Source organism: Glutamicibacter soli, from assembly GCF_003309065.1.
Taxonomy (GTDB): Bacteria; Actinomycetota; Actinomycetes; order Actinomycetales; family Micrococcaceae; genus Glutamicibacter; species Glutamicibacter soli.
Map to the genome: position 1 here is coordinate 84,319 of NZ_POAF01000005.1, position 11,287 is coordinate 95,605.

The 11,287-nt window shown below is 65.5% G+C and carries 12 protein-coding genes; 7 read left to right on the top strand and 5 right to left on the bottom strand.

The annotated features are described in order from the left end of the window. Positions 1-95 precede the first annotated feature (95 nt). Positions 96-1,295 carry a pyridoxal phosphate-dependent aminotransferase gene (locus tag C1H84_RS11155; protein WP_047119694.1) on the top strand — a complete coding sequence of 400 codons (1,200 nt, stop codon included), beginning with the start codon at positions 96-98 and terminating at the stop codon, positions 1,293-1,295. Between the two features lie 72 nt (positions 1,296-1,367). Here the strand turns inward: C1H84_RS11155 and C1H84_RS11160 are convergent, their stop codons facing one another. Together C1H84_RS11160 and C1H84_RS11165 are read right to left on the bottom strand one after the other, a co-directional pair. Continuing rightward, positions 1,368-2,033, bottom strand: a complete 666-nt coding sequence (locus C1H84_RS11160; protein ID WP_113607441.1) for a LuxR C-terminal-related transcriptional regulator — start codon at positions 2,031-2,033, stop codon at positions 1,368-1,370. Next, on the bottom strand, positions 2,030-3,301 hold the full coding sequence (locus C1H84_RS11165) for an ATP-binding protein (protein ID WP_113607442.1): 1,272 nt from the start codon (positions 3,299-3,301) through the stop codon (positions 2,030-2,032). The genes C1H84_RS11160 and C1H84_RS11165 overlap by 4 nt, the downstream gene beginning before the upstream one ends. Before the next feature lie 126 nt (positions 3,302-3,427). Between C1H84_RS11165 and C1H84_RS11170 the strand changes: the two genes are divergently transcribed. From C1H84_RS11170 to C1H84_RS11185, 4 genes are all read left to right on the top strand, one after another. Then, the gene (locus C1H84_RS11170; RefSeq protein WP_113607443.1) at positions 3,428-4,849 is read left to right on the top strand and encodes a PspC domain-containing protein; all 1,422 of its coding nucleotides are present in this window, start codon (positions 3,428-3,430) and stop codon (positions 4,847-4,849) included. 11 nt (positions 4,850-4,860) lie between these two features. Further along, on the top strand, positions 4,861-5,109 hold the full coding sequence (locus C1H84_RS11175) for a hypothetical protein (RefSeq protein WP_047119698.1): 249 nt from the start codon (positions 4,861-4,863) through the stop codon (positions 5,107-5,109). Between the two features lie 30 nt (positions 5,110-5,139). Beyond that, entirely contained in the window at positions 5,140-5,382 is a 243-nt protein-coding gene (locus C1H84_RS11180; RefSeq protein ID WP_047119699.1) for a PspC domain-containing protein, read from the top strand. A 240-nt stretch (positions 5,383-5,622) separates the two neighbouring features. Further along, the gene (locus tag C1H84_RS11185; RefSeq protein ID WP_053798537.1) at positions 5,623-6,651 is read left to right on the top strand and encodes a 6-phosphofructokinase; all 1,029 of its coding nucleotides are present in this window, start codon (positions 5,623-5,625) and stop codon (positions 6,649-6,651) included. 84 nt (positions 6,652-6,735) lie between these two features. Here C1H84_RS11185 and ygfZ read toward each other — a convergent pair whose 3' ends face one another. The 3 genes from ygfZ to C1H84_RS11200 form a co-directional block, all read right to left on the bottom strand. Continuing rightward, positions 6,736-7,818, bottom strand: a complete 1,083-nt coding sequence (gene ygfZ, locus C1H84_RS11190; RefSeq protein ID WP_181728115.1) for a CAF17-like 4Fe-4S cluster assembly/insertion protein YgfZ — start codon at positions 7,816-7,818, stop codon at positions 6,736-6,738. A gap of 2 nt (positions 7,819-7,820) precedes the next feature. Beyond that, positions 7,821-8,435 carry a nitrobindin family protein gene (locus C1H84_RS11195; RefSeq protein ID WP_113607444.1) on the bottom strand — a complete coding sequence of 205 codons (615 nt, stop codon included), beginning with the start codon at positions 8,433-8,435 and terminating at the stop codon, positions 7,821-7,823. 269 nt (positions 8,436-8,704) lie between these two features. Continuing rightward, the gene (locus C1H84_RS11200) at positions 8,705-9,445 is read right to left on the bottom strand and encodes a hypothetical protein (protein ID WP_146956038.1); all 741 of its coding nucleotides are present in this window, start codon (positions 9,443-9,445) and stop codon (positions 8,705-8,707) included. Between the two features lie 127 nt (positions 9,446-9,572). Here C1H84_RS11200 and C1H84_RS11205 point away from each other — a divergent pair, with 127 nt between their 5' ends. Beyond that, positions 9,573-10,241 (top strand): response regulator transcription factor, encoded by a 669-nt coding sequence (locus C1H84_RS11205; RefSeq protein WP_113607446.1) that lies wholly within the window; start codon positions 9,573-9,575, stop codon positions 10,239-10,241. Positions 10,242-10,291: 50 nt separating this feature from the next. Further along, the gene (mshD, locus tag C1H84_RS11210; RefSeq protein ID WP_113607447.1) at positions 10,292-11,248 is read left to right on the top strand and encodes a mycothiol synthase; all 957 of its coding nucleotides are present in this window, start codon (positions 10,292-10,294) and stop codon (positions 11,246-11,248) included. The last annotated feature ends 39 nt before the right edge of the window (positions 11,249-11,287 follow it).

The window sequence follows — 11,287 nt, forward strand, 5'->3', positions numbered from 1 at the left end:
AGAGGTCATTTTTCCAGTTCGGCGCGGGAAGCGCGCCCGCGGGATCTAGACTAGAAGCATCACCAACCATCGTTGACTTCAGGACGAAATCTTCCATGTCTAGAATCTCTCGCCGCATCGGCGCAATTTCCGAATCCGCAACCCTCGCCGTTGACGCCAAGGCCAAGGCCCTGAAGGCCGCAGGACGCCCGGTCATCGGATTCGGCGCTGGTGAGCCTGACTTCCCAACCCCGGATTACATCGTCGAGGCAGCCGTGCAGGCAGCCCGCGATCCGAAGAACCACCGCTACTCTCCTGCCGGCGGACTTCCCGAGCTACGTGAAGCCGTAGCAGCGAAGACCCTGCGAGATTCTGGCTACGAGGTCGCCCCTTCCCAGGTCCTGATCACCAACGGCGGCAAGCAGGCCGTGTACAACACCTTCGCCGCGCTGCTGGATCCCGAAGACGAGGTCATCGTCCCGGCTCCGTACTGGACCACCTACCCTGAAGCCATCCAGCTGGCCGGCGGCAAGCCGGTGGAGATCTTTGCCGGCCCGGAGCAGGGCTACAAGGTCACCGTGGAGCAGCTGGAATCCGTGCGCACCGAGCGCACCAAGATCCTGCTCTTCGTTTCCCCGTCCAACCCGACCGGCGCCGTCTACACCCCGGAGCAGGTCCGGGAGATCGGCCTGTGGGCCGCGGAGCACGGCCTGTGGGTTGTCACCGATGAGATCTACGAGCACCTGACCTACGGCGATGCGCAGTTCAGCTCCATCGCCACCCTGGTGCCGGAGCTCGAAGACCGCGTGGTCGTGCTCAATGGCGTAGCCAAGACCTATGCGATGACCGGGTGGCGCGTGGGATGGATGATCGGCCCGAACGACGTCATCAAGGCCGCCACCAACCTGCAGTCGCACGCGACCTCGAATGTCGCCAACGTGTCGCAGCGCGCCGCGCTGGCCGCCGTGGCAGGTCCGCTGGATGCCGTGAACGAGATGAAGACCGCCTTTAACCGCCGCCGCTTGGCCATCGTCGAGGGCCTGAACACCATCGACGGCCTGCACTGCCCGACCCCGGACGGCGCCTTCTACGCCTACTCGGATGTCCGCGGCCTGCTGGGCCGCGAGATCCGCGGCGTCGTGAACAACACCAGCGCCGAGCTGGCCGCCTTCATCCTGGAGCAGGCCGAGGTCGCCGTGGTTCCGGGCGAGGCATTCGGCCCGTCGGGCTACATCCGGATGTCGTATGCACTGGGCGACGCTGATCTGGCCGAAGGTGTCGACCGCATGATCAAGCTGCTGGGCGAAGCCAAGTAGGTTTCCAACACCACACAAGCCGAGGCGCCAACCTGGAAAGGGTGGCGCCTCGGCTTGTCTGGTTTCCGGCATCTAGAGGATCTTGCGCTCCACGGCCCAGCGGGTCAGCTCATGGCGGTTGGACAGCTGCAGCTTGCGCAGCACGTTGGAGACGTGCGATTCGACGGTCTTGATCGAAATGAACAGCTCCTTGGCCACTTCCTTATAGCTGTAGCCCCGGGCGATCAGCCGCATGACCTGCAGCTCGCGGTCCGTGAGCAGGTCCAGCTGCTCGTCGATCTGCCCCGACGCCACCGAGGAGCCGAAGGCGTCGAGCACGAAGCCTGCAAGGCGCGGGGAGAACACCGCGTCTCCCCCGGCCACCCGGCGTACCGCATCCGAGATCTCCTGGCCCGAAACGCTTTTGGTGACGTACCCGCGCGCACCGGAGCGGATTACCAGCACCACGTCCTGCGCCGAGTCCGAAACGCTCAGCGCCAGGAACTTGGTCTGGGAGAAAAGGTGCGCGCAGGAGGCAAGCACCTCCGCGCCCCCGCCGCCCCGGCCGCCAGGCAGGTGGACATCCAGCAGCACCACGTCCGGGCGCTCGCGCTCGATCACCTCGATGGCCTGCTCCACGCTGCCGGCTTCGCCCACGATCTGCAGGTCCGCGGCAAGATCCGCGCGCAGCCCGGAACGGAAGATGGCGTGGTCGTCAACCAGCACCACCCGGTAGGTCTGTTCGGTGGTTTCACTCATGATGCCCTCTGTTCTTCCTGCTCAGTGCCACGCGGCATGCTCAACTGTACTTCGGTGCCGTCCTGGCCGCTGCGGATGCGCGCGGCCCCGCCGGCGCGTTCCATGCGCCCGAGGATGGATTCGCGCACCCCGTGCCGGTCCTCGGGGATCGAGCCGAGGTCGAACCCGGCGCCGCGGTCGCGGATGAACACCTCGACCTGCGCCGGCGAGCATTCGACATATACCGAGATCTTGCCCTCGGCGTGCTTCGCGGCGTTCATCATGGCTTCCCGGCTGGCGGCCACCAGCGCCTGCTGCCCGGCGAACCCCTGGCCGTTGCCCACGGCCACCACGTCGATGTCGCGCAGCATCAGCTGCTCGATGCTCTCCGCCTCGTTCTGGATCTCGACCACCACGTCTTCGGCGTCCAGGTGCTGTTCCCCGTAGAGCCACTGGCGCAGCTCGCGCTCCTGCACCCTGGCCAGGGTCCGCACCGCGGCCGGCTCCTCGCTGCGCTTCTGGATCACCGCGAGGGTCTGCAGCACCGAGTCGTGCAGGTGCGCGGCGAATTCCGCGCGCTGCGCGGTGGCCTGCCGGTTGCTGCGCTCGGCCAGGTAGTCGCGCCAAAGCTTCGCGCCCCAGGGCAGCAGCACCACCACGGCGCCGGCGATGATCGCCAGGGCCGCCCAGAACCCGCCCAGCAGGTCAGCCACCGCCACGGTGCCGCTGAGGATGGCCAGCAGCCCGCCGACCACCAGCACCAGGCCCAGGGCCAGCCGGATGACCAGGGTGGCGTTGATCTTGCGGTCCGGCTGCACCGCGCTGCGGTCGATCTGCATCCAGGCCAGCAGGATGCCGCCGAGGATGCCGATCACCGGCCAGATCAGGTCCCAGCGGAAGTTCCAGCCTGCCCATTGGCCCAGGGCGAGGACCGCCAGCGCGAGCAGGCCCGCACCGATCAGCGCGTCCCGCCAGCGGCTCAGCGACACCGCGTTCTCCCGGCCGCTGAACAGGCCCTGTTGCACACGGGCCATCTCCTCGGCCAGGGTGCGGTTCTTGGCGCCCCAGGAACGCAACTCGTCGGCCTGGGTTTCGTCCGCGCTGGGGGTGAAGACCCAGAGCCACCCGTACAGCAGCAAGCCCACGCCGCCCAGCGCGCTGAGCGCCAGGAATGCCAGGCGCACATAGCTGACCGGGACGTTCAGGTGCTCGGCCAGTCCCCCGCAGACGCCGGCAATGAACCGGTTCTCGCTGCGCACGATGAATTTTCGCTGTTCAGGGGTTGCCATGCTTCTAAGTCAAGCATGGAATCGCCGGGTTCCGCCGCGTTCTGGGCACAACCGGGGGCACCCCTAGGGACAAATCAGGGTAGCCCCTCATAGCGGGTACGGCTCCCTCTGCACCAGAATTGAAGCATGAGGAACCAGAGCCCGGGCCATGAAGACAAATTCTTCGCCCAGATGCGCAAGCTGAAGATCGTCCGCCAGGAATCCAAATGGATCGGTGGCGTCGCCGCGGGCATCGCCGAGCGCTTCGGCATCGACGTGGTGCTGGTGCGCGGCGTGCTGGTGGCCCTGAGCATCCTCGGCGGCGTGGGACTGGTGCTCTACGGCATCGCCTGGGCGCTGTTGCCGGACACCGAGGACCGGATCCACCTGGAACGCGCCATCAACAAGGAATGGACCAGCGGCATGACCGGCGCGCTCATTACCGTGGTGCTCGGTATCTTCCCCGCTCCCTGGTTCCTGGACTCGCTGGCCCCGATCCTGTGGCCCATCGCCATCGTCGCGGCCATCGTCTTCCTGATCTTCAAGCGCCGCAACACCAAATACGACGGCTCGCGGCCCGGCGCTACCTACCGCCCGGCCCCGGAGGATTCATCACCTGCCGGGACCACGCAACACACGGCCCAGGGCTCAGGGGAAACCCTGACCGGCACCGTGGTTGAAAAAACCTGGCGTTCGGAAAACACGTCTTTCAGCGCGCAGGCAAGTGTTCCGGGGCATGAACCTGCCGGCGCCGATCAGTTCGACTTCACGCAGACATCCACTTCGGCTTCTGAGGAGCACACCATGGAATCTGAGAAACCGGGTCCCTCCGGACCGCAGGAGGGCTCGGCCTCCACCTCGCGGCCGGACGCGGACTACACCACCCCGTTCGAGCACCAGGCCTACCCGCCGCGGCCCAACCCGTCGAAGCAGGCCAAGGAAGCCCGCCGGGCGCGGCTGGCCCCTCCGGTACCGGGTTGGATCGCCACCACCATCGTGGGCCTGACTGTCCTGGTGATCGCCGCGGTGCTCAGCATCGACTACCTGAACGTCGTGGAGCTGCCCGGCAACGGCTGGTCCGTCGCCCTGGCCTGCGGGCTGCTTCTGGTGGGTCTGAGCCTGATCCTCATCTCCGCCACCAAGCGCACCAGCGGGGGCCTGCTGGGGCTGGCCATTCCGCTGCTGGTGCTGACCGTCATCTTCGGCGGAAGCAACCTCGCGTCGGGCCACCAGTCGATGGTGCATACCGATGGTTCGGACCATTCGTACAGCGCCGTCTTCAGCAACTCAACCCTGGACCTGACCGACAAGCAGGACATCACCTCGGATACCACCGTTGACGTCTCCTCGGTCTTCTCCAAGCTGGAACTGAAACTCCCTGACAATGTTCCGGTCAAGATCAAGAGCGACGGGGTCTTCATCTCGGACCTCGAGGGCCAGCTGCCCCAGGACTTGCGCCAGCTGCCGGCCGACGCACCGACCCTCACCGTGGACATCGACGGAGTGTTCTCCAGCTTCGAGTCAACGGTATCCACCGGCCCCGGCAACGCCACCAATCCGCAGTTCTAAGGAATGGACACATGAATTCCAAACCAACCCGGGAGACCAAGTTCCCCACCGGAACCCTGGTCTTCGGACTCATTCTCGTTGTGGTCGCCGTGGTCTCGCTGAGCAACACGATCTTCGACTGGACGCTGGACACCCCGCTGTTCTTCATCTCGCTGATCGCCCTGGCAGGTATCGTGATGATCGTTTCCGGCATCGCTTCAGCCATGAAGCGCGGCAACCGCGATGACGAGCTTCCACCCCCTGCCAACCCCAACTACTAGTCTTCCAACCCGAAAACCAGGAGCCCGAACATGGACAAGTTCTTCAACTCGATCCGATCAATCCCGCTGCGCCGCGGCCCGGCCCGCATGGCCGGCGGCGTAGCCGGCGGACTGGCCGACAAGTTCGGCTGGGATGTCACCATCGTGCGCATCATCATGCTGGTCTCGTTCCTGCTGCCGGTGCTCGGCATCGGCGCCTACATCGTGGCCTGGCTGCTCATCCCGGCCCAGGACGACAGCATCATCCTGCAGAAATGGCTCAGGAAGTTCTAGCCGGCACCGCCTGAGGCGGCGCAGCAACCCGGGGCGTGTTTGCGGATCTCCCATGGTCCGCAAACTCGCCCTTGTGGGCTTAAGCACGTAGACTATTTTTCAAACTCGATGCTCAATGGCGCGCGGATATCGAATGACATCCAGATGGATTGCCTGCAGCGCTGCCCCACGGGGCAAGCGATTTTCCCGTCCCCCACGCACCGCCGCAGGTTATGTCCCATCATGACCAAGTGAGGGTAAATGCGCATTGGAATCATGACCTCGGGCGGCGACTGCCCGGGCCTGAACGCAGTGATCCGCGGTGCCGTGCTCAACGGCATCAAGAGCTACGACCATGAATTCGTCGGCTTCCGCGACGGCTGGCGCGGAGTGAAGGAAGGCGACTTCTTCGAGCTGCCGCGCACCGCGGTGCGCGGCATCTCCAAGCAGGGCGGCACCATTCTGGGCACTTCCCGCACCAACGCCTTCGAAGGCGAAAACGGCGGACCGCAGAACATCGCCGCAGTGCTCAAGGACAACGGCGTGGACGCGCTGATCGCCATCGGCGGCGAGGGCACCCTCGCCGGCGCGCAGCGATTGTGCGAGGCCGGGCTGCCGATCGTGGGCGTGCCCAAGACCATCGACAATGACCTGGACGCCACCGACTACACCTTCGGCTTCGACACCGCGAACCAGATCGCCGTGGAGGCCATCGACCGACTGCGCACCACCGGCGATTCCCATCACCGCTGCATGGTCGCCGAGGTGATGGGCCGGCACGTGGGCTGGATCGCGCTGCATGCGGGCATGGCCTCCGGCGCCCACGCCATCCTGATCCCCGAGGTCTCCACCACCATGGAGCAGATCTGCCAGTGGGTCAACGAGGCCCACGACCGCGGCCGCGCGCCGCTGATCGTCGTCGCCGAGGGCTTCGTGCCCGAAGGCATGGAAGAGGCTTTCTCCGTGCGCGGCCTTGACACCTTCGGCCGCGCCAGGCTGGGCGGCATCGGCGAGATGCTCGCCCCGCTGATCGAGGAGCGCACCGGCATCGAGACCCGCGCCACCGTGCTGGGCCACATCCAGCGCGGCGGGGTGCCCACCGCCTTCGACCGGGTGCTGGCCACCCGGCTGGGCATGGCCTCGGTGGATTCGGTCGTCGACGGGGCGTGGGGCACCATGGTGGCGCTGCACGGAACCAAGATCAACCGCGTGCCGATGCGCGCGGCCCTGAACAACCTCAAGCGGGTGCCGATGGAGCGCTACAACGAGGCGAAGATCCTCTTCGGCTGACCCGTCGCGCCTGCAACGTCTTAAACGACGCACGAGCCGTGGAGTCCCTGAAGACTTCACGGCTCGTGCTGTTTCGCCGGCCTCCTATTTGGCGGGCGGCGTGCGCAGGAATCCGGTGAACCGCCCGGCCACCTGTCCGGCGTCCGGGGTCACGATGACTTCTTGGCTGGCGGGGTAGACGCTGTCTCCGTCCACCACGCTGAGCACTTCGCCGGGGTCCACGTTGCGCTTGATGACGCCCAGCGCAATCGGCCCTGCTTCGTAGTGCAGCGCCGCGGAGGTCACCTTGCCGACAACCCGGTCGCCGAGCTTGATCTCGGCCCCCGAAGCCGGCAGCGTGTGCATGGAGCCGTCCAGATCCAGGAACACGATGCGGCGCGGCGGGTGCCCGATGTTGTGCACGCGGGCTACTGTTTCCTGGCCCTTGTAGCAGCCCTTGTTCAGGTGCACCGAGGTGCGCAGCCAGTCCAGCTCATGCGGGATCGTCTTGTCGTCGATCTCCGCCCCGAAGCGCGGCTCCCAGGCGGCGATGCGCAGGGCCTCCACCGACATCATGCCAGCCAGCTGCTCCTCGCCCACCGCCTCGCCGAGCTTCTCCAGCTCGATGACGTGCAGCAGCCACGGGCGCTCGGCGCCCGGGTGCTCGTCCCGCGAGTAGGCCCAGCCGCCCTCGGTGACTCCAGGCCACGGATCGGTCCAGACCAGCTCGCCTGCGGTGGGAATGCGGCGGGTGGCCGCGAGCACTCCGTGGGTGGCGGACAGGTCGTTGACCTCGACGCGGAGCATGAAGCGCATGGAGTTCAAGAACTCCTGGAGCGCCGGTCCACTGCCGGGCTCGACGATCAGCAGCAGGCGCTCCTGATCGACCAGCACCTTCATCTCATGCTCGATGCGCCCCTGGATGGAGAGCAGCAGCGCCTGGCTGCTGTCTCCCGGCTTGAGCGCGGTGGTCTGCTGGGTGCTCAGGGTGTTCAGCCAGCTCTGACGATCGACTCCGGTGATTTCCAGGACGTCGAAATGCGACAGGTCGGCGATGGCTTCGCCCTCGAACAATCGTCGGGCTTCGCGGGTCGGCGCACCGTAGTGCGCGGCAACCCCTGCGTCCACTCCCCCGGCTTCCACGGCGCCATCGCGCTGCAGCAGCTGGGAACGATAAGTTTCAGTCATGGCTACTTCGTTGATTCGTCCGCGGCAACACGCTTCAGCGCGGCTGATGCATGGGCTTTGAGTTCCAGATTCCCCATGGACACGTCCCAGCGCCAGAACAGTTCGCCGTTGACCAACCCGTAGATGCGGGTTGAGGAGGCGTAATGCTTGGCGTTCTTGCTGCGCAGCAGCCCTTCGGTGGCCAGCTGGACACGCGGACCATCGATCAGGCCGTAGTACAGTTCCGAGATGCCGCCGGGCTGCACGATATGCGCCTGGATCTTGAATCCGTCCTTGGTGTGCAGCTGCTGCACGTCATCCGCCGAACGCAGCACCGGGAACACGTCGCCCGGAATCATGCCGGGACCGGCATCGGCTTCGAGCTGCTCACGATCCAGGGACCAGAAACCGGTCTCCACGGTAAGCAGACGCAATTTGTTGCCCTCGGCGTCGGCGAGCCAGGATTCGCTGCGGTATTCGAGGTAGGGGCCGCCGACGTCGCTGAAGGTGGCCTGCTGCCAGAAATATTCGTCCTCGGCTTCGCCTTCTCCAAGGCGCCCCATGCCTTCCCAGGTTCCAATGAGCCAGGCGAAAGGCACGAGTTCCGGGGTGAGGTCAGTCGGTAGGGCAAATGCCATGGACCACTCGCTCCTTAGTCGTTGGTGAAACAAAAACAGCGCACACGCTATTGTGTGCGCTGTTTGCTACTTCTGGCCCTGGAAAAGACGCTTGACGACCAGTCCGGCGAAGCCCGCCATTCCCAGTCCGGCGATGACCACGAGAGCCTGGAAGAAAATTTCGAGTGCAAGGAAGTTATCATTCATGGCTTCATCTTAGCGCGAGCTTTGCATGAACCGCGACCTGCGTGACGCAGCCCGGGCTTCGGTGCTGCCACCGGTGCGATCCGCTAGCTGAAAACCATCAAATCCAGGGCGTACCAGCTGGCGGCGCCGCTGAGCAGGACGATCCCGCTGGACAGGCCCAGCACGCCGGTCAGGTTCCGCACGCTGCGCGTGGACAGCGCCAGGGCGCGCAGGGCGCTGACCAGGATTCCCGCCAGCAGGCCCAGCACCACGCCTTCAACAATGTGCATCCCCAGCGGCAGCGCGGTGGCGATGGCGCCGAGCACCAGCGATACCAGCGGCGCCAGGAACATGGTGATGCGGTTGGGCAACCGCGTCATCGCCACGAGGCCGGCCCCGGCCAGCCCGATGACGGTGACCAGGGTCAGCGCGAACCCGAAGTTCACGGTTCCGGCGGCGGCCCATGCCGAACCGAGAACCGCCATGACCACGCCGGTGATGCCGCTGACCGTGCCGGCCATGCGGCCCTCGGCTTCGGCCCCGCGCAGCACCTGGCTGATGAACACCAGAAGCACGCCCACCGCGATGACTTCGACGCCATGGGACATCGGCGACACGCCCGGCATGAACAGCACCGCCGCGGTCGAGGCGAGCGAGCACACGGCAAGGATGACCGTCAGCGGCCATGGCGCTTCAGCGCGGATCAGCCGGGGCCAGGTGTAGGCGAACGCGAGCTGCAATATGACCGCGACAGCGCCCATCGCCCATTCGACGGAGTGAAGGCTGGCCGCTCCCAGGAGCAGGGCCGAAGCCAGCAGACCGCTTATTAATACCTTGATCCTCAAACCAGAATTCCTGACGGTAATTTATGCGCACTTGTGACTTCACATGCGAGCTTGGACTCTTCCATTCTCTATACTTTGACACGTAAAAACGATTTTCTCGCATCTATCTGGCAGGAGGAAGACCGCTGTGGCGAACCTGCTGCTCCTGACGAACAACGGACAGTCCGAAGCTGAAGTGCTTCCGGCGCTCGAACTACTACTGCATCAGATCCAGTGCCTCCCGGCGCAAACGCAATCCCTGAGCCAGGTTTCCGAATGCGACGCGGTCATCCTCGATGCCCGCACCGAACTGGTGGCGGCCCGCTCGCTGGCGCAGGTCATCCATTCAACGCTGAAGCTTCCGCTGCTGCTGGTGGCCAGCGAGGGCGCGCTGAGCATCCTGAACTCCGAATGGCATGCCGCGGACTTCATCCTGCCCACGGCGGTCCCCGCCGAGCTGGAGGCCCGCATCCGGTTGCTCCTCTCCGCCGTGCCGGAGCCCGCCGCCCCGGCGGAAGAGCCGCAGAACCGCTCCGGGTTGCGCATCGACGAGCTGAGCTACACCGCGAAGATCGACCAGCGGATCCTGGACCTCACCTATAAGGAATTCGAGCTGCTCAAGTACCTCTCGCAGTTCCCGGGCCGGGTATTCACCCGCGAGCAGCTGCTGCACGAGGTATGGGGATACGACTACTACGGGGGCACCCGCACCGTGGACGTGCACGTGCGGCGTCTGCGCGCGAAACTGGGCACCGACCACGAACAATTGATCGGCACCGTGCGAAATGTCGGCTACCGGTTCCACAACGAGGCCTAACATGACAGGGCCTCTGGCGGGTCAGGTCATCCAGCGGATAACCTGAGAGCATGAACGAGCTGCCCCAGAAAACTGTGTCCATTCAGAAGGTCCTCGGCGAGCTGGAACAGAGTTCGCTGGCCGAGGTCCGAGACCTGGCCGCCGCCGCGCTGCAGGAGGACGGCAATCCGCCCTTGAGCGACCAGACGCTGGTCGCACTGGGCTCGGAAACCTCCGGCGAGAACGTCATCACGCTGCTGGCCTCCTCGGGCGAGGGAAGCGAAGCCCAGCTCAGCGGCGTCATCGTCGCGATCGACGACCCGATATCCCGGCGCTGGATCGTCGAACTGGTGGTCCACCCCCAGTTCCGCAACCACGGCATCGGCCGCCAGCTGCTGCAGAGGCTGGGCGAACAGCTGGATCTGAGCCAGATCCTGACCTGGGCGCACGGCGACCACGCAGCGGCCCGCAAGCTGGCCGATTCGATCGGCCTGTCGCGCAACCGCGAGCTGTACCGGATGCGCCGCGAAGGCACCGACTCTCTGGAAGAGACGCCGCTGCAGCGCGGGCTGACGCTGCGCAGCTTCCGCGTCGGCGAGGACGAGTCGGCCTGGCTTGAAGCCAATGCCAAGTCCTTCGCGCACCATCCGGAACAGGGTTCGCTGACCCTGTCCGATCTCGATGCGCGCATGAACGAGAACTGGTTCGACCCGCAGGGCTTCTTCTTGGCCTTCGACCCGGAAGACCAGCTCATCGCCTACCACTGGACCAAGATCCATCCGGCGGGCGCCGACGACAACCGCCCGATGGGCGAGGTCTACGTGGTCGGAGTGGTTCCCGAGGCGCAGGGCCTGGGCTTGGGCCGCGCGCTGACTACTGTGGGCATCAACTACCTTCTCGAGCAGGGGGTCGGGTCGGTGCTGCTGTACGTGGACGCCGAGAACGAGGCGGCAGTCAAGCTCTACCGGTCGCTCGGCTTCACGCTATGGTCCGCAGACATCATGTACGGCCCCGAACAGATAGACTGATAGCGCATGGCAGTCCGGGATTTTCCCGGACTGCCAGCC